Origin of the sequence: Bacteroides sp. CACC 737, assembly GCF_013874375.1 — a bacterium.
GTDB lineage: Bacteria > Bacteroidota > Bacteroidia > Bacteroidales > Bacteroidaceae > Bacteroides > Bacteroides uniformis.
The window spans coordinates 1-18,347 of the sequence record NZ_CP059408.1 but is presented as its reverse complement, the minus strand read 5'-3'; the positions used below and the strand labels follow the sequence as shown (position 1 = coordinate 18,347).

Below are 18,347 nucleotides of genomic sequence, written 5' to 3'. Positions count from 1 at the left end.
CAATAGTATTTTACATAAGGGGTTACATTCTCATAGATGGAATAAACAACACGAGTAAATAATTGACAAAAAGCAACTAAATGATAGATATTGACAAAGCCCTTCTAGTTTTTGAGAAAAAAGATCCTGACGTTATGATTATAGCACATCAGTACAGAATTAAAAACCTTCAAATCAGCATATTACCATTACAAATAGTATCATATAAGTAGATTGTCATTTACAGTGGATATGTATAGAGTATCTTCTCTAGAGGATTACTTTATTTCAGGAGCTCTTTTTATTTATTTTATATTGCTTATTATCAACAATATAGGCATAATATAGTTCCGCGAAAACTCTGGTGATTTCGTTTGTTGGTATGCAAACCCAAGAAGTAACGATTAAACCTCATGTAAAGGTAATTTTGAAATCCGATTCTGAGCTGCTTGAAGAGGTTGTGGTTACCGGTTACGGTACATTTAAAAAAGCATCATTTACCGGAGCTGCTTCTACTGTAAACACTTCCACCTTGGAAGATGTACCTGTTCTTTCTGTTGCCGACAAGCTTTCTGGTAATGTCGCTGGTGTTACTTTTGGTTCAAGTTCAAGTAATCCAGGTTCTGTAAGCAGTATTCGTGTACGTGGTATGGGTTCCATCAATGCCGGAAACAATCCGCTTTATGTTATTGACGGAACACCGGTAACAAGTGGAGACTTATCCGAGTTCACTTATAGTGATGCAGGAACTGATATTCTGTCTTCACTCAATACCAATGACATCGAGTCTATCACAGTTATCAAAGATGCGGCGGCTGCCTCTCTTTACGGCTCGCGTGCTGCTAACGGTGTTGTGGTCATTACGACGAAAAGCGGAAAACAAGGTAAAACAAATGTAAGTTTCCGCTCTGACTGGGGTTTTTCAAACATGGCAATAGATTATCGTCCTATGCTCGACGGTGACTCACGCCGCGAACTCTTATGGACCGGTCTCAAGAATTATGGATTATACAGCGGAAACATGTCCGATGCAGATGCCGCAACTTTTGCAGACCAGAACATCGAGGACTTCGCTTCAAAACCCTCAACCGGATGGACGGATTGGAAAGACCTGCTTTTCCGTAACGGTTCTCATCAGAACTACCAGCTGAGCGTATCTGGCGGCAACGACCGTACCAAATTCTACACCTCAGCCGCTTATACCAATCAGGAAGGCATCATTTACAAACAAGGTCTGGAACGTTTCACTGGTAATGCAAACCTCACTCATAAGTTTGGAGACTTTGAAGTTCAGGTTACAAGCCAATTTTCAAAAGTAAGACAAAACAAAACCAATGAAGCTACCTCCTATGATGGGCCTGTAGCCAATTATGCATTCTTCCAAAGCCCCTCATCAACTCCCTATAATGAAGACGGCACATTAAACAATGGTTGCGGCATATTTGGAGTCAATCCTTTGTATGAAAGAGAGCACAGCTCTGACGTTTATACCCTGATGAAGGCATTTAATACAATCAAGTTGACCTATAATATTTGGGACAAGTTAAATTTAAGTGAAAAGATTGCTTATGATTACGCACAAGGTACCAATGATGTTCTTTGGGACAGACACTCAAACAATGGCGCTCCAGGTGGTGTCATGCAGCGCATTGTCAATCGTAATGACCAGCTGAATACACAAACCCAGCTCTCTTACATCAACTCTTTCGGCCTGCACAATATTGATGCCCTGCTTGGTTTTGAAACACAAGATACGGAATATGCTTTCAACTATATGGCAGGCCAAGACTATCCGGGTGATTTGTACGAATTGACAAATGCCGGTTCAACAAGTGCCGAAACCAACAGACAGAGCTATCGCATGACTTCGTTCCTCGGACGTGCCAATTATAACTACGCAGACAGATATTATCTCGGTCTCAGCTATCGTACCGACGGAAGTTCACGTCTGGCAAGAGAAAACCGTTGGGGAAGTTTCTGGTCGGTTTCCGGAGCATGGAGATTCATAGACGAAAGTTTTCTGAATCCCGTCAAGAGTGTATTGACAGATGGAAAGCTCCGTGTGTCATATGGTGTAAACGGAACGCAACCATCAGACTATTACGCTTATATGAATCTTTATAAATATGGAGTCATATACAATGGACAGTCAGGAATGTCAATCGTCGGAATTGCAAACCCGGACCTGAAATGGGAAAAGAACAAAACATGGAATATCGGTCTCGACTTTTCATTCATTGACCGTATCTCCGTAACATTCGACTACTATCAGCGTAAAACCAGTGACCTTATATACGACCTCCCCGTATCACAAGTCGGAGGATATTATGATGGCGATTACGGATATACCACTCCGCAGAACATCGGTTCACTGAAGAACTCCGGTTTTGAGTTGACCATTACATCAACCAATTTCAGAAACAAGGATTTCACATGGACCACTTCTCTGAACATGGCACATAACAGCAACAAACTGACCAAACTGGATGGCCAGCAGAATGAAATCGTATCAGGACCACTGATTCACCGTGTAGGCGAACCTTACTATTCATACTATGTTTATGAATACGCCGGAGTCGACGCTGAGACCGGTAAAGAAATGTTCTACCTGAATGACGGAACAGAGAATGCCCGCAAGACAACAACCAATATCTCTGAAGCCAACAAAACTATTGTAGGCAAGCATCAGGCTAGTATAGAAGGCGGTCTTACCAACAACCTCAAATGGAAGTTTATTGACTTGGGCTTCACTTTCACTTATTCATTGGGTGGTGATGCTTTTGACTACTCCACTTGGCAGCACTCCAATGGCGGTTCACATCTATACGGTGGTGCCGTACCGACATACTACGACATCTCAAAGATGTGGACCGGCCCGGGCGACACGAATGCCACATTGCCTAAATTTGAATATGGAAGCGTAGCTTCACTGTCTTCACGCTGGCTGATGCCTACTGATTATCTACGTCTGAAGAACCTCACATTAGGTGTAAGCATTCCGCAAAACTATATCAACAAGCTTGGACTTAGCAAGGCAAGAATTTACTTCTCGGGGTCCAACCTGCTTACATGGAAATCTAAAGACTTATTTGTAGATCCGGAAATGCGTGTAGACGGACTATGCACATTTGAGACTCCGGCATTGAGAACATATACATTCGGAATAGAATTGAATTTCTAACTAATAAAGATACGAAAATGAAAATATTAAAGACATTATACACAGCAACGCTTTGCGCAGCTATGGCAGTCAGCACTTCATCATGCCTCAACAGTTGGCTGGATCAGTCACCCGCAGACGGAATAGATGCTGAAACCGCAATCAAGAACAGCGATGATTTGGCCAATGTGCGGACGGGACTTTATGCTGCCGTTAAAGGTAACAGTAGCCTGATTAATTATTATGGACGCCTCATGTTCGTATACGGTGACATGAGAGGGGAAGATATCCAATATGAATATAACGGTGGAAGTGGAAGAGCAAACTTCTACTACTATATGGAATATACAACTGCCGACAATTTCACCACCTCAACAGCCGTATGGCAGATGCCTTATGTAGTCATAGCACGCGCCAACCGTCTGATTCAGGCAGCAGAAAGTGGCAACCTGACCGACGCGGCAGAGGCAAAAGCCACTATTGACCAATATGATGCAGAAGCAAAAGTTCTGCGCGCCATGGCACTGTTTGACCTTACACGTATCTACGGTAAACCTTATACAGTAGATCAAGGCAGCTCACTCGGTGTGCCCATCGCTACCTCCCCGCTGGAATCGACAGAAAAGCCAAGCCGCAGCACGGTAGCCCAATGTTATGAGGCTATTGAAAAGGATTTGACAGATGCAATCAACTCAAATGCACTGCCCAAAACCAATGAAGTGGGTTATGTCAACCTTTGGGCTGCCAAAGCCTTGCAGGTACGTGTATATATGACAAAAGGCGAATGGAGCAAGGCTTTATCCGTAGCTGAAGACATCATATCAAACTCGTCTTACAAACTTTGGAAACCGTCAGAATATGTTGCTGCATGGAGCAAAAGTGATGCCAATCATTCAAAAGAAATCATGTTCGAGATTTCCATCAACAACAATACTGACTGGACAGACCGTGAAGGTATTGCCTACTTATATGCAGACAAGGCTGGCGCTTCTCCCGGATATGGAGATGTAATTGTCACAAAAGACTTCTCTGACATGCTTACATCCGACCCGGCAGACATCCGTAACGACATATTATTGGCAGCGGCAGCAGGAGGATTTGACAAACGTAAAGTTTACATCAACAAAATGCCTGCTGTAAACGGAGATGTACGTTACTCCAATGTCCCATTGCTGCGCTTGTCAGAAGTTTACTTGTCAGCAGCAGAAGCAGCTTTCCAAGCCGGAGACAAGAACAAGGCTGCCAACTTGCTGAACGATATCATCTCCAACCGCACAACGGATGAAAGCAAACAAGTAACCAGCGGAAACATCACATTAGACCGCATCTACATCGAACGCCGCAAGGAACTTGTAGGTGAAGGACAGCGCTACTTCGATGTTATGCGCCGCGGTGAAACCGTTACACGCTACACGGACGTTAATGACAGAGGATGGCACGACGTATTGAGCGAAGAAGCGCGTACATTCAACCGCGACTCCAAGAAAGCGCTCCCGTTGATTCCCGTCGGTGAAATCAATGCCAATCCGAACATAGAACAAAATCCAGGCTATTAATCAATAGTAGCCTAAAGAAACTTGGGAATTTTCCCAATGTGTTTTTATAAATAAAGTGTTTAGAGGAGGTGTGCCAGTGATGGTATGCCTCCTTCTTTCAATATATCCACCAATATAGGTTTCACTCCGCTGACAAAACACTCAACGGCAATAACCATCAGGATAAGTCCCATTAGGCGCATCATCACATTGTTTCCCGTCTCACCCAAAATTTTGACCAACCGCGTAGAAGCACGCAATATGAAAAAGGTAATCAGATAAATAAAGGCAATCATTCCTATAAGAACTCCTTTCATCTGAATGGTGTGGGCATCCTGCATCAGCACAATGGCATTGGCTATGGCACCGGGACCACAAAGCATCGGAATTCCAAGAGGAGTAATGGAAATATCATCGGCATAAGTCTTGATTTCCTCGTCTTTCAGCTTCATTGGAGTATAACGGGCTTGCAGCATATCGAAGCCAATCTTAAAGATAATAACTCCACCGGCAATACGGAAACCATTGGTAGAGATACCGAAGAACTTAAAGAGGAACTGTCCCGCAAACGTAAAGACCATAATCGTAATAAAGGCAACCAAAGTGGCGCGCGATACTACCGACTGCCGTTCACGGTCCGTCATTCCATGCGTCATGGTCAAAAACACCGGCATGGTGCCGAGAGGGTTTGTCAACGTAAAGAAGGAGGTAAAACAAAGTAGAGCGAAAGGTAAGATTGTGTCCATAGCTGTATAATATACGTTTCTGCAGACAAAAGTACAATTAAAAATTTCAATGTCACAAAATCTGCATCAATTCTTTCAGATTACTGATATGATAAGTCGGTTGAAAAGGCAGTTCTTCCTTCCCGGTTACATTATAAAACACTTGGTGCATACCCACTCCTTTGGCTCCTATCACATCATTTTCCCAACTATCGCCTATCATCAAAGAATCATGCACCTCGGATTGTGTGGCAGAAAGTGCAAAATGAAAGATTTCGGGCCAGGGCTTCAAGATACCGATGTCATCAGAGAGAACAATCTTCTTAAAAAAGCGGTCGATACCCGCCGAACGCATCTTATGACATTGCAGTTCTTGGAAACCATTGGAAAGGATATAGAGGTTATATTTCCCCGCCAAATATTCCAGCACCTCATAAGCATGCGGCATCAGCCGATTTTTTGTGGGAATGACCGAAAAGAAATCATCAGAAAAAGCCTCAGCCAAAGCAACATCCCTCGCCCCTACTGCCTCCAGAGGATATAGGAAACGCTGGCGGTTCAACTCTTCCTTACTGACCTGCCCTCTACCGTATTCTTCCCACAGCTCTGTATTACGATGCTGATAAAGAGTATAGAAATGCAGGAAAGAGCGAAAGAAACGACCATAGTCATACTTGTGATACATTTCTTCGAATGTATCACGTGCATTAAGGGAAAATGCCCAAAGCGTATCGTCCAGATCAAAAAAGAGGTTTTTATATTGAGATGCCATTACTTAAAGGAAAGGTATATATAAAAATAGACGCAGATTATCAATTCCAATAACCTGCGTCCGTTCTGTATCAATCTTATAACAGTGTTATTTTACTTGGATTACCAAATACTTGGACACACTCCAGAAGTCTTTCGGATTTGTAATCTTCAAAGTCAGCTGTCCTTTATCATCTTTCTCCAACGCATAAGAGCCAGCAGGATGAGTGGTCAAGATATCAGCATCTTTGGAGTATAGTTTAATCTCTTTTGTCGTACGGATATCCACTTGTGTAAAGTAGTCCTTGTTGATATCAGAATCTTTCAGCACCTGGCCTTTTTTGAAAAGCCCGGTATTTGTCAATATCTTCTGGTCTTTCAGCTCCTTCTTTGTGCCAAACACAAACCAAGCTGTGTTAAGTGCCTTATCTTGCTCGGCAACGGTTTTGGCCTTCGCCTCATTTTCGGCAGTCAATTCCTCCTTCTCACTAGACAAGCCGGTCACGGCAGCATCCAGTTCCTGGATACGGATATTCTTGGAAGCCAGCTCAGCCTGCAATTCTTCAATACGCTGGGTCTTTGCCACCAACTCCTGAGTCAAAGATTCTACAGCTCTCTTCAACTGAACAGAGTTGTTTTTGCTGTTCTTCAACATAGATTGCAGTTTGGCAATCTGCTCCTTGTTCTCTTCCATCTGTTTACGGATAAATTCAATGTCCGACGCAATCTGCTGCTTGGCATTCAAAGAGCCTTCTGCCACAGCGCCACGTTGCAAATCCACACGGCTCTCCGCCGCATTAATCTGGCGGAATCCCTCTGAAATATCATTGAAAGTACCCATCATCTCGTCTAATTCAGCATTACGCTGAGTCAGTTCCATCAATAAAGAATCATTTTCAGCTTTCAGCTGGTTCTTACTGCCACCAGAGAAACTGTCACACGAAGCCATTACAGCCGCGCATACAATTAAAACTGCTAACTTTTTCATACGCTTTCGTTTTACGTTTGGTTAATGAAGTTATTTAATCGTCTATTCCTGCTACTACAATCACAATTTCACCGCGCGGTTCGTTCGCCGTGAAATGTTCTATTAATTCTGTAAGCGTTCCACGCACCGTTTCTTCGTGCACCTTTGAAATTTCCCGCGAAACAGATGCCTGACGTCCGGCACCGAAATGTTCGGTAAACTGCGCCAAAGCTTTTACCAATCTGTGGGGAGACTCATAGAACACCATGGTACGACGCTCCCCGGCCAATGCCTTCAGGCGAGTCATCCTTCCTTTCTTCTGTGGAAGAAAACCTTCAAAACAGAACTTCTCATTCGGCAATCCGGAAGCCACTAATGCCGGCACAAAAGCTGTCGCTCCCGGCAGGCATTGCACTTCGATGCCGTTGCGCACACACTCTCTGACCACCAGAAAGCCCGGGTCGGATATACCCGGTGTACCTGCATCCGAAATCAAAGCTACAGTTTCTCCCCCCTTTATTCTATTAACAACACTTTCAACCGTTTTATGTTCATTAAATTTATGGTGAGATTGCATCACATTCTTTATTTCGAAGTGTTTCAGCAATATGCCGGAAGTACGTGTATCCTCAGCCAATATTAAATCCACTTCTTTCAGAATCCGGATAGCACGGAATGTCATATCTTCCAAATTCCCTACCGGGGTAGGCACTACATAAAGTTTTCCCATACTTATCGGTTGTTTAGCTGAAATATTTTTTGAGGAGTTCCATAAAATCGACAGCGGCTTCATTCTCTTCATCCGGCTGCACTTCCGAAACGAAAATATCCATAGCCTTGTCCAAAGAAGGGGCCTCACCCAAACGTCGTACCACTTCATTCATCCGTGCAGCATCGCCTGCGAACAGCTCGCGGACAAAACGGAATGAATCGTTCAGACTGATGGCATGTCTCAAATCCTTGGCAGGCTTGATACGTTCTGCCAAAATAGGAGATGCCGAAGTTACAACAGTCTGGAGCGCTTCAGCCGTATGAACTGTTTCCGGTTCCTCACATACCATCTTCATTGTATCAGGGACGACCGGTACAACCGGAGAAACCGGTCCAGCCAAAGGAGTAGTAGCAGTAGGGATTTCCTTCAGGGGCGGCACAACAGCCGTTGGCGCCTCCTCAAGCAGTTCTTGCAACGCCTCCAAGCGTACCTTCATCTGCTGGATATTCCGTTTTGCCACAATCCTCAATGTCGGATTGGTATCACTTGAAATGGCTTGCATCAAACATTTCAATTCCTGAATATCTAATTCTATGTCATTTAATAAGGTTTGCATATCCTTTACACAGTCCGTGTTAACGCTACAAATGTAGAAATAAATAATGAAAAAATATCGGAAAGCAAACAAAAGTGTTACTTTTGCGCTTAAATATAACACTCGAAAGCATGGTATTATTCTCAGAAGATCATATACAGGAAACCAAACGCAGGGGAAGAATTGAGGTCATTTGCGGTTCTATGTTTTCCGGCAAAACCGAAGAGCTGATAAGGAGACTGAAACGGGCAAAATTTGCCAAACAACGCGTAGAGATATTCAAGCCCGCCATAGACACCCGTTATTCCGAAGCCGATGTAGTATCGCATGACAGTCATTCCATAGCCTCCACTCCCATCGACTCGTCTGCCAGCATTCTGCTCTTCACTTCAGAGATAGATGTAGTGGGCATTGACGAAGCCCAGTTCTTTGATAGCGGCCTGATTGATGTATGCAACCAGCTTGCCAACAATGGTATACGCGTCATTGTTGCCGGACTGGACATGGACTTCCGGGGTATTCCATTCGGTCCTATGCCGGGACTGTGTGCCATTGCAGACGAAGTTTCCAAAGTACATGCCATCTGTGTGAAATGCGGCCAACTCGCCTCGTTCTCCCACCGTACCGTCAAGAACGACAAACAAGTACTGCTGGGGGAAACCGAAGAGTACGAACCTCTATGCCGGGAGTGCTATCAGCAAGCCATCCAAGCCGACCAAAAGGAAAGCGGTCATTAACGAATACAAAAAACAGAGCATTATGGAACGCAAAAAGATTACATTCGACAGTTTTATCCGCGGTGTCATACTCGGTGTCATTATTATCGGCATCCTTATGCTCTTCAAGCGTCTAAGCGGCGTATTGCTGCCATTCTTCATCGCATGGCTCATTGCCTATCTGATATACCCCCTGGTCACCTTTTTCCAGTACAGATTAAGGCTCAAGAACCGGGTCATATCCATCTTCTGCGCCTTATTCAGTATTCTGATTGTAGGAGGAACCGCATTTTATCTGCTTGTGCCTCCCATGATGGACGAATTCGTCAGGGTGAAAGATTTGGTAATAGACTACTTTTCCAACGGAACCCACGACGGCAATGTGCCCAAAACACTCTCTGAATTCCTTCGTGAGAACATAGACACCCAGTTTGTCACCCAATTGTTCAAGGAAGAGAATATGCTGAACGCCATCAAGGAAACCGTTCCCCGGCTCTGGTCCTTGCTGTCAGAATCCGTCAATCTACTGTTCAGCTTCTTCACTTTCTTTCTCATTCTTCTCTATATAATCTTCATATTGCTGGACTATGAAAGCATTTCCGAAGGGTGGCCCCACCTGGTACCACAGAAATACCGGCCCTTCGTAATCAATGTAATGAACGATGTGAAAGACGGCATGAACAGATACTTCCGCGGACAAGCATTCGTGGCATTGTGTGTCGGTATTCTGTTCAGTATAGGCTTTCTGATTATTGATTTCCCACTGGCCATTGGGCTCGGCTTGTTCATCGGTGCTTTAAACCTAGTGCCCTATTTACAGATTATTGGCTTTATACCTACCATCGTGCTGGCCATACTGAAAGCAGCGGATACGGGAGGAAACTTCTGGATTATCATTGCATCGGCCCTTGCGGTATTCATCATAGTACAAGCCATTCAAGACGGATTCATCGTACCGCGTGTCATGGGGAAAATTACGGGCCTGAACCCTGCCATCATCCTACTGTCTTTATCAATTTGGGGCTCATTGATGGGTATGCTGGGTATGATTATAGCACTTCCGCTTACCACCCTTATGCTCTCCTACTATCAACGTTTCATCATAAACAGAGAAAAAATTCACAAGTTTGAACAGACTGATAATCAACAAGAAGAGTAAAAGCAGAAGTCGTTATCAAAACTTTTTCCCTTAATCCATTTGTTTTTTAAACAAAAGTATCTATCTTTGCACCCGCTTAACAGCAATAAGGTCTGAATCGCTAGCTCAGCAGGTAGAGCACAACACTTTTAATGTTGGGGTCTTGGGTTCGAGCCCCAAGCGGTTCACCAAAGAAAAGCAGTTATCTGAAATAGATAATTGCTTTTTTCTTTTAAAGGCATCTGCTACGTAATGAGTTGGTTGGAAAGTTTATAATCATACCGATACTTCAGAACACAAAACAGAAGCACAATGAAAATGATTGGTTTTACCCAGTCATCTTATCCGGTATTTTTACGCCCCTCCGATGAGGATTACAAAACTCTTTTGGTTTTCTAATTCGCGTGCAAAAGAGAAACTTATTTTTCAAGTATCCCAATATTCATGATTTCTTTCACTGAAAAACTGTAAGACATGAACATTATCCACTGCCATATCACTCTTTTGAAGGTACATACACAGCCAATGAAAGACTATTTATCAGTTTTTCATCACTCAAATATAGGTTTTTAGTCCACTGAGTAAATGACAGTTAGATATGCGCACTATTGTGGTACTGCTTCTCCACAAGCATGAAGAAGCCGTACCACAATAGTGAAGAAACTGCATCACAACCGTGCACAATAGTCATTAATAAGCTTTTAGTAGAAGAAAGAGCCGTTCTTTGCGGAAAGAAGACCAGCCATTTGCACAAGAAAAAACAGCATGCAAGCAAAGTTTGCCTACATACTTGCATAGCGTCTGCTTACATACCGTAAAACGCGGTATAACAAACAATTAGAAAGCGCCATGCAAGCATGTAAGCAAAATGTGTGGTAAACCTATTGTATATCTTTTCATTTTGCGACGACTCCATAGTAAACCATGTTATCAATACGCTTCTGATAAATCTGGTTATTCTGCAGCAGATACCCCAAGGCCAAACACAAATCCACATCCCTGAACTTCGTCAGTTTCTGTAATTCAAAGATTGTACACTTCTTAAGATTGCACAGAATGGAATATACCATTTTCATATTATTGGTCGCCTTCTCAATATTCTTCATATTATTATCTTATTATTAGTTCCTTTCTTAAAATGATATCCTATATTATCTACTCAAATATAAGATAAAGACAGAGCAATGACAAACATTGCCCATTCTTTTCATTTCAGATAACATTCTTTGAACTACATATACCTAAAATCTGCAAAAAATATAGAACTTTATAAATATCAGCACTTTATAGAAAGGTATATTCACATTATACTATATCCGGAAACGATTATGCTGGTATAATCAAGGTACTATTATATGCTTGCCTTCGGGAGTGACTACTACCGAGCCCATTTTGATGTAATGTTTCCCTTCCGGCGAAACTATTACCTTTGTTTCGCTACTCTTGTCGGAAGATTCTTTTTTCTCGTCCATGAAACTCTTGTCCCGCGAAGTGGTAACTGGATAAGTATCCTCCAGATAGCTCTTCATTTCGTCCACTTTTCCGTCTTTGAACCACACCTTGACAGCCGACCACCCCGCAGGAGTATAAGCACGGAATGTCCAAGCCTCTCCCTCCTTATTCAAATCTCTAAATGCAGGCTCTCCTAAAATGGTACACACCTCTTTAAAGCTCATACCACGTTCAATGCTGCTCAACTGCTTATAATCAAACCCGTAGCTCTCATAAATGCCACAGCCCGTCACCAAGACAGCGAGTAACAAGCCTAAAACAACTGACATCTTTTTCATAATAGAAAGTTTTAGTATTTATCCATACAGCAAATGTAGTATGATAAAAACCTCCTTTTCCGTGATTCTCTCTATTTATACATAGGGATTTCCCTATCTTCGAAGTTTATTCCTATCTTTACAACCTATGTACAAAGAATATCATCCCAGCCCCCTGCTCTCCCCCTATATTGACAAATATTGGGAGTTTAAAGGACAACCCGGATACGGCATGCACATCAATATCCTGCCTGACGGATGCACTGACTTTATATTCACGTTGGGTGAAGCTCCTAAGGCCGTACACGACAGCCTCGTTATGCAGCCCTACCATGCCTACTTCATTGGAGCCATGACCAAATATTCTGAATTGGTGACCCATACGGTAACAATCCATATGCTGGGAATCCGTTTTCTGCCTTGCGGAATACTTCGCTTCATGGACCTCCCTTTGCAGGAGCTCACCAACTTACGGTTAAACGCCGATGAGCTTACAAGCCTCTTTACCCACTCTTTTGCAGAGAGACTGGGCGAACTGGGAACCATTCAAGAGCACCTGGTCTTTATTGAAAACTTCCTGCTTCAAGCCTTATGCCGATACAGTCCAAAAGCAGAACGGAGCATGCTGTTCGCCATACAGCAAATCAATCGATGCAAGGGTGACTTGTCACTCCTCCGGTTAGCGGAGGAGACTTGCCTATGCCAACGCCATTTCGAACGGAAATTCAAGCAGCACACCGGACTTACACCCAAAGAGTACAGTCGGATTATGAAGTTCAAACATGCTGTAGACTTGTTGCGAAGTACCTCTTTCGACAATCTGCTGTCCGTTGCCATCAAAGCAGGATATTATGATGTTTCCCATCTCTCAAAAGAAATCAAAAAGATGTCCGGCAACGCGCCAAGCCAGCTTCTCACTTCCGCTCCATTGGAAGAAGGGACTTTGAGTTATGTGAAAACATAAAAGTCGATTTTTTTACAATAGCTCTTCCTATTACCATGCCTATATTTGCAGCAATCAAATCAATAAAAACATCCAATATGGCAACATTAATCGAGAAAGCAGCAGAAATCTTGGCAAGATGCGAAACCGTCGTCATCACTTCCATCAACCAAGAGGGATATCCCCGCCCCGTTCCAATGAGCAACATCAAGTCGGAAGGGGCCACAACCGTATGGTTGGCGACCGGCAAAGACAGTCTTAAAACAAAGGAGTTTGCAGCCAATCCGAAAGCAGGTTTGTGCTTTCAGGAAAAAGGAAACAGCGTAGTGCTCACCGGTGAGGTGGAGATTATAGAAGACGAAGCCACCAAGCAGGAAATGTGGCAAGAGTGGTTCAGCGCACACTTCAGCAAAGGCCCGACAGATCCCAATTATGTATTACTGAAATTCAAAGGACACCATGCCACCATTTGGATTGACGGACATTTTGTACGCAGAAATCTTTAAGAAGAGCATTCTGTTCCTCATCTGATGTCTTGCATGGGGGAATTAGAACTATAACCCCTTCGTTATCACCGGCAATCCGAAAGCTCCTTTCTGCAAAGTCAAGACTTTCGGTTTGTCTTTTCGTGCTTTGTTGTATGTGGCTGTGGAAACATGCAAGGTCTCTATCGCTCCATCCTCGAAAGCCACCTTTAAGTAATACTCCTTACGTACTCCGTCCGACACATAACGATGCTTGCCTACTTTACGTCTCTTTTCATGTTCTTTTATCAGCTTCTCAAGTACGGTGACCGTCACCTCCTTTGTCGAAGCAGGAGCCGCCATCTGATAATTTCCTACCAGAAAAAGCGAACAACTGATGACACCCACGCACACCACATGACACAATATATTCACTGCCTTTTGCTCCATCGTTGTCAGCCATATCCATTTTTTATATAGAGGAAGTGTAACGACTGCCACCACAAGTCCTACCCCTACGGGTATCCACACAGCAGCCAACGTATCTTCATAGATGTTATATCCGATGCAGCCCAAAGCTACGACCAGTACAAACATCAGAAAACGGAGTATTTTTATAAACAGTTCTTTCATTGCCGCGCTTATATTTTTGGCAAATATAAAAAGAATATCGTTCGGGTCGACTGTCAAGTCTGTTCAATCTACATGAACTAACTTGCTTGATAGAATGTTATAACTACAATAACTAAAACAGAAAATAATCATGGAAAAGAGCTTAATTTCATAGTAATGAACTGCCATTTTATCAGTAAGAAACGCATTCATCAAGCAGTAGAGAAAATGGTTGAGTCATTGGATTTGGCTGCGGGTTCCACAACCGGCTTCAACATCTATGCAGTAGTGGAGAGCTATTTCACGGATTTGGAAAAACGAAAAGAAATCAATCAGCTGCTCAACCTGGAACAAGATGTCTGCGAAGAAATAGAGGCAGAATTAAGTTATAAATAAACTACGGAGTTACCGACTACTATTAAGTTACGGGCTACAAGTTGTCCTGCAGTATGATAATGCAGGACAACTTGTAGCCCGTAACTTATAGTGGCTGATAGCTAATAAATTGAAACTTGTAGCCCACTCAGTCTTTCGCCTGATGCACCGTCAACTGCGGGAATGGGAAGTCGATACCTTCCTCGTTGAATACGGAGTAAATCTTCTTGTTCATATCAAAATAAAACGCCCCAGTAGTCTCGCTCTTCACCCAAACACGAATCACCACATTCACACTGCTGGCATCCAGGGCATGAAGAGCCACAAACGGCTCGGGAGTATTCAAGATACGGCTGTCTTCGGAGATGATACGACGCACGGTGCTCTCTACCTTGTCATAGTTCTCACCATATTCTACCCGATCACCCAATCTACACGACGCGTATCCTCACGGCTGTAATTAGTCACTGTACCACTGCTCAACGCACCGTTAGGTATATAGATTACCTTATTGTCGGCTGTGGTCAGAATCGTATGGAAGATTTGAATCTCACGTACCGTTCCGGACACTCCCTGGCTTTCAATCCAGTCGCCTACCTTGAAAGGACGGAACAACAGTACAATCAATCCACCCGCAAAGTTCTGCAAGTTTCCGGAAAGTGCCATACCGATAGCCACACCGGCAGATGCCAACAAAGCTGCAAATGAAGTAGTTTTCCACTCCCAATTTGCCGATAACGGCAATAATCAGCAGAATGGTCAGCAAGATATTGACTAAACTTTTCACAAAGCTCTGGATACTGGCATCCACATGTCTTTTTGCCAATAACCTCGCCAGCATTTTCCTAAGAAAGGAAATCAAGAACCGTCCTACCACAAAGATGATGACAGCTCCAATAATACGTCCACCGGCACTTACGCCCCAATCTATCAATTGCTGAAGGAATATCTGCAGTTTGCTGAAACCATCGTCAGCAACTTGGGCAGCAAAGGCTGCCATGAATAAAGATGATAACATAACTATATTCTTTTTTTAAAATTAATGCTACAAAATTAACAAATAACTCTGAGTTTCGTTCACTTAACTTGCCACTTTCGACGAAAACTCCTACCTTTGCCCCGATTTCAACTAAGGGGTGCCCTAATACGACGGGCTGAGATCATACCCATTAACCTGATCCGGGTAATGCCGGCGGAGGGAAAAGAAGAAAAGTTCCCCTTTTCTGTATTCATCTAAACGAAACAATTGCAAATGAAGAGACATGCAATGCGGTCTGCCTCCTGACGGCAGCACTGGGTGTCTGTGCGCAGGCACAAGAACAAGACAGCCTGCGGGTGATAAACCTGCAGGAAGTGGAAGTCATCTCCACACGTGCCACAAACAGCACACCGGTGGCATTCACCAATATAGGCAAAGAACAACTGAAAAAACAGAATTTCGGACAAGACCTGCCGTATCTGTTGAGTATGACACCCTCCGCCATTACTACCAGCGATGCCGGTGCCGGGGTGGGTTACACCACGCTGAGAGTCCGCGGAACAGACGGCACACGCATCAACGTCACCGCCAACGGTATTCCCATCAACGACGCGGAGAGTCACACGGTATTCTGGGTCAACCTGCCGGACTTCGCCTCCTCCGTCAAGGACATGCAGGTGCAACGCGGAGCTGGTACCTCAACGAACGGTGCAGGAGCTTTCGGTGCCAGCATCAACATGCAGACGGGTGATTTCTCCATGAAACCCTATGCAGAATTCAACGGTTCCCTACGGCTCCTTCCATACGCACAAGGAGACGGTGAAAGTGGGAACGGGACTCATCAACAATCATTGGTCGTTCGATGCGCGGCTCTCCAACATCAGTACGGACGGGTATATAGACCGGGCATCTGTGGGACTGAACTCCTATTATCTGCAAGGAGGATACTACAATGACAATACCTCCGTCAAACTGATAACCTTTGCCGGCAAAGAGCGCACTTACCACGCATGGAACTATGCCAGCAAGGAGGAGATGGAACGTTACGGACGGCGTTACAATTCCTGCGGATTCATGTACGCCACCGACCGGGACGGCCATGTATACAGCAAAGAATATTATAAAGACGACAACGGCGAGAAGCATTACCTCACGGACGAAGGAGGTGCACTGCATTTCTATGACGACCAGACCGACAACTATACGCAGAAGAATTACCAGTTGCTGTTCAACCAAATTTCACCTCGCAATGGAATCTGAATATCGGCCTGCATTACACCAAAGGCGGGTACTACCAGGAATATAAAGGCGAACGCTCGTTGACAGAGTACGGCATGTCGCCTTTCGAATACAATGGCGGCAAGGTAGAAGTAAGCGACCTTATCCGCAAGAAGGCAATGGACAACTGGTTTGGCGGTGGAATCTTCTCCGTAAGCTACAAAGCCGACCGTCTGCATGCCTCGCTAGGCGGTGCACTGAATCGCTATGACGGCGACCACTTTGGAAAAGTGCTTTGGGTAAAGAACTATATCGGCGAACTGAACCCCGACCACGACTACTACCGCAACAACGCCACAAAGAATGACGGCAATATTTATCTGAAAGCCAATTATGAACTGGTAAGCGGCCTCAGCGCCTACCTCGACCTGCAATACCGCCACATCGACTACAAGATAAACGGACTGAACGACAAGTACAACTGGACTGCCACCACTCCGGGAATGCAGAAGCTGGACATCGACGAAGACTTCGACTTCTTCAACCCGAAAGCCGGACTGTCCTGGCAAATCGACCGCAACCACCGCCTATACGGTTCGTTCAGCGTAGCCCATAAAGAGCCTACGCGCAACAACTACACCGACGGCTACTTCACCGAACATCCAAGGCTGAGCGCTTGTTCGACTACGAACTGGGATATACCTTCGCCAACTCATGGCTCCATGCGGGTGCCAACTTCTACTATGGACTATAAAAGACCAGCTGGTACTGACGGGAGAGTTGAACGAGATAGGCGAAGCCATGGCCAGCAACGTGCCCGACAGCTACCGTACGGGTATTGAACTGATGGCTGGCATCAAACTGGACTGCGGCTTGCAATGGGACATCAATGCCACACTCAGCAAGAACCGTGTGCAGAACTTTACCGAGACACTTTTTGAAAACGAAGAGGCAGGGTCGGAAGCATGGGTCATCGAACACGGAGATACCCATCGCATTCTCTCCCGACTTCATACTGAACAACCGCTTCGGCTATACGTTCAAAGGATTCGAAGCCTCGTTACAGTCACAATATATCAGCAAGCAATACATGAGTAACGCCAAGCAAGAGGAGTGCACGCTGGATGCTTATTTCGTAAGCAACCTGAATCTGTCCTATACCTTCAAGTTGCCTAAAGTAAAGTCGGTAACCATAGGGTGCACCATCTATAATCTGTTCAATGAAGAATACGAGAATAACGGATACGCAGGCAGCGGATACTATCTCGACGATAACGGAGGAAAAGTCCGTTACAACTATGCCGGCTACGCTGCCCAGGCGGGAACGAATGTATTGGGACATATAGCAATCAATTTCTGATGGAACATATTCTTGAGATTACAGGCACTGTGACCGGGATCCTCTACCTCTGGTTGGAGTACCGGGCAAGCATTTATCTTTGGATAGCGGGCATCATTATGCCTGCCGTCTATATTTTTGTCTACTATGATGCGGGGTTGTATGCAGATTTCGGCATCAACATCTATTATCTGGGTGCTGCCATCTACGGCTGGATGATGTGGAAGTACAGAGCTGTACTACGACGTACTATCTTGAAACGGAAAGATGCCCCACAAAGGGGAGAGAACAACAGAACAGAAGAACAAAAGCAGGAGCTTTCCATTACCTATATGCCGACGCGCTACTTGCTGCCGCTTACTGCCGTATTC

14 protein-coding genes, 1 tRNA gene, 4 pseudogenes and 1 riboswitch are annotated in these 18,347 nt (G+C 44.4%); of the genes and pseudogenes, 10 read left to right on the top strand and 9 right to left on the bottom strand.

All coding sequences use genetic code 11. The features are described from left to right. Window positions 1-340: 340 nt before the first annotated feature. Together H1A11_RS00265 and H1A11_RS00260 are read left to right on the top strand one after the other, a co-directional pair. Window positions 341-3,160, top strand: coding sequence for a SusC/RagA family TonB-linked outer membrane protein (locus H1A11_RS00265; RefSeq protein ID WP_366457213.1), 2,820 nt, complete (start codon window positions 341-343; stop codon window positions 3,158-3,160). A gap of 17 nt (window positions 3,161-3,177) precedes the next feature. Next, a complete protein-coding gene (locus H1A11_RS00260; protein ID WP_181757152.1) occupies window positions 3,178-4,695 on the top strand; it encodes a RagB/SusD family nutrient uptake outer membrane protein in 1,518 nt (505 codons plus the stop codon). 59 nt (window positions 4,696-4,754) lie between these two features. On the opposite strand, the gene H1A11_RS00255 is transcribed toward H1A11_RS00260, so the two are convergent. From H1A11_RS00255 to H1A11_RS00235, 5 genes are all read right to left on the bottom strand, one after another. Further along, entirely contained in the window at window positions 4,755-5,420 is a 666-nt protein-coding gene (locus tag H1A11_RS00255; protein ID WP_008665785.1) for a MarC family protein, read from the bottom strand. Between the two features lie 52 nt (window positions 5,421-5,472). Continuing rightward, the gene (locus H1A11_RS00250; RefSeq protein ID WP_008665786.1) at window positions 5,473-6,171 is read right to left on the bottom strand and encodes a YjjG family noncanonical pyrimidine nucleotidase; all 699 of its coding nucleotides are present in this window, start codon (window positions 6,169-6,171) and stop codon (window positions 5,473-5,475) included. Window positions 6,172-6,258: 87 nt separating this feature from the next. After that, window positions 6,259-7,137 carry a hypothetical protein gene (locus tag H1A11_RS00245; protein WP_005828438.1) on the bottom strand — a complete coding sequence of 293 codons (879 nt, stop codon included), beginning with the start codon at window positions 7,135-7,137 and terminating at the stop codon, window positions 6,259-6,261. A gap of 34 nt (window positions 7,138-7,171) precedes the next feature. Beyond that, a complete protein-coding gene (gene rsmI / locus H1A11_RS00240) occupies window positions 7,172-7,846 on the bottom strand; it encodes a 16S rRNA (cytidine(1402)-2'-O)-methyltransferase (protein WP_005828441.1) in 675 nt (224 codons plus the stop codon). Window positions 7,847-7,859: 13 nt separating this feature from the next. After that, on the bottom strand, window positions 7,860-8,444 hold the full coding sequence (locus H1A11_RS00235; RefSeq protein WP_117599252.1) for a hypothetical protein: 585 nt from the start codon (window positions 8,442-8,444) through the stop codon (window positions 7,860-7,862). A 110-nt stretch (window positions 8,445-8,554) separates the two neighbouring features. Between H1A11_RS00235 and H1A11_RS00230 the strand changes: the two genes are divergently transcribed. The 3 genes from H1A11_RS00230 to H1A11_RS00220 all read left to right on the top strand — a co-directional run bounded on the left by H1A11_RS00230 (window position 8,555) and on the right by H1A11_RS00220 (window position 10,468). Continuing rightward, the gene (locus H1A11_RS00230) at window positions 8,555-9,160 is read left to right on the top strand and encodes a thymidine kinase (RefSeq protein ID WP_005828444.1); all 606 of its coding nucleotides are present in this window, start codon (window positions 8,555-8,557) and stop codon (window positions 9,158-9,160) included. 22 nt (window positions 9,161-9,182) lie between these two features. After that, complete coding sequence (locus H1A11_RS00225) at window positions 9,183-10,298, top strand: AI-2E family transporter (protein ID WP_008665790.1); 1,116 nt, start codon at window positions 9,183-9,185, stop codon at window positions 10,296-10,298. A gap of 94 nt (window positions 10,299-10,392) precedes the next feature. Further along, window positions 10,393-10,468: transfer RNA gene (locus H1A11_RS00220), tRNA-Lys, on the top strand. A gap of 705 nt (window positions 10,469-11,173) precedes the next feature. Here the strand turns inward: H1A11_RS00220 and H1A11_RS00215 are convergent. Together H1A11_RS00215 and H1A11_RS00210 are read right to left on the bottom strand one after the other, a co-directional pair. After that, the gene (locus tag H1A11_RS00215; RefSeq protein ID WP_005835016.1) at window positions 11,174-11,383 is read right to left on the bottom strand and encodes a winged helix-turn-helix domain-containing protein; all 210 of its coding nucleotides are present in this window, start codon (window positions 11,381-11,383) and stop codon (window positions 11,174-11,176) included. 234 nt (window positions 11,384-11,617) lie between these two features. Then, on the bottom strand, window positions 11,618-12,067 hold the full coding sequence (locus tag H1A11_RS00210; RefSeq protein WP_005835014.1) for a hypothetical protein: 450 nt from the start codon (window positions 12,065-12,067) through the stop codon (window positions 11,618-11,620). A gap of 127 nt (window positions 12,068-12,194) precedes the next feature. Here H1A11_RS00210 and H1A11_RS00205 point away from each other — a divergent pair, with 127 nt between their 5' ends. Then, entirely contained in the window at window positions 12,195-13,010 is an 816-nt protein-coding gene (locus tag H1A11_RS00205) for a helix-turn-helix transcriptional regulator (RefSeq protein WP_117681346.1), read from the top strand. Window positions 13,011-13,087: 77 nt separating this feature from the next. Beyond that, entirely contained in the window at window positions 13,088-13,495 is a 408-nt protein-coding gene (locus H1A11_RS00200) for a pyridoxamine 5'-phosphate oxidase family protein (protein WP_005835009.1), read from the top strand. Window positions 13,496-13,543: 48 nt separating this feature from the next. On the opposite strand, the gene H1A11_RS00195 is transcribed toward H1A11_RS00200, so the two are convergent. Beyond that, complete coding sequence (locus H1A11_RS00195; RefSeq protein ID WP_117589786.1) at window positions 13,544-14,086, bottom strand: hypothetical protein; 543 nt, start codon at window positions 14,084-14,086, stop codon at window positions 13,544-13,546. 130 nt (window positions 14,087-14,216) lie between these two features. On the opposite strand from H1A11_RS00195, the pseudogene H1A11_RS00190 reads away from it, so the two are divergent. Next, window positions 14,217-14,461 (top strand): annotated as a pseudogene (locus H1A11_RS00190) (hypothetical protein). Window positions 14,462-14,588: 127 nt separating this feature from the next. Here H1A11_RS00190 and H1A11_RS00185 read toward each other — a convergent pair. Continuing rightward, window positions 14,589-15,458 (bottom strand): annotated as a pseudogene (locus H1A11_RS00185) (mechanosensitive ion channel family protein). A gap of 104 nt (window positions 15,459-15,562) precedes the next feature. Then, a riboswitch (TPP riboswitch) is annotated at window positions 15,563-15,659 on the top strand. A gap of 33 nt (window positions 15,660-15,692) precedes the next feature. Here H1A11_RS00185 and H1A11_RS00180 point away from each other — a divergent pair. Next, window positions 15,693-17,997, top strand: a pseudogene (locus tag H1A11_RS00180) (TonB-dependent receptor). Then, window positions 17,997-18,347 (top strand): annotated as a pseudogene (gene pnuC, locus H1A11_RS00175) (nicotinamide riboside transporter PnuC); the annotation flags it as partial. The pseudogenes H1A11_RS00180 and pnuC, both read left to right, overlap by 1 nt.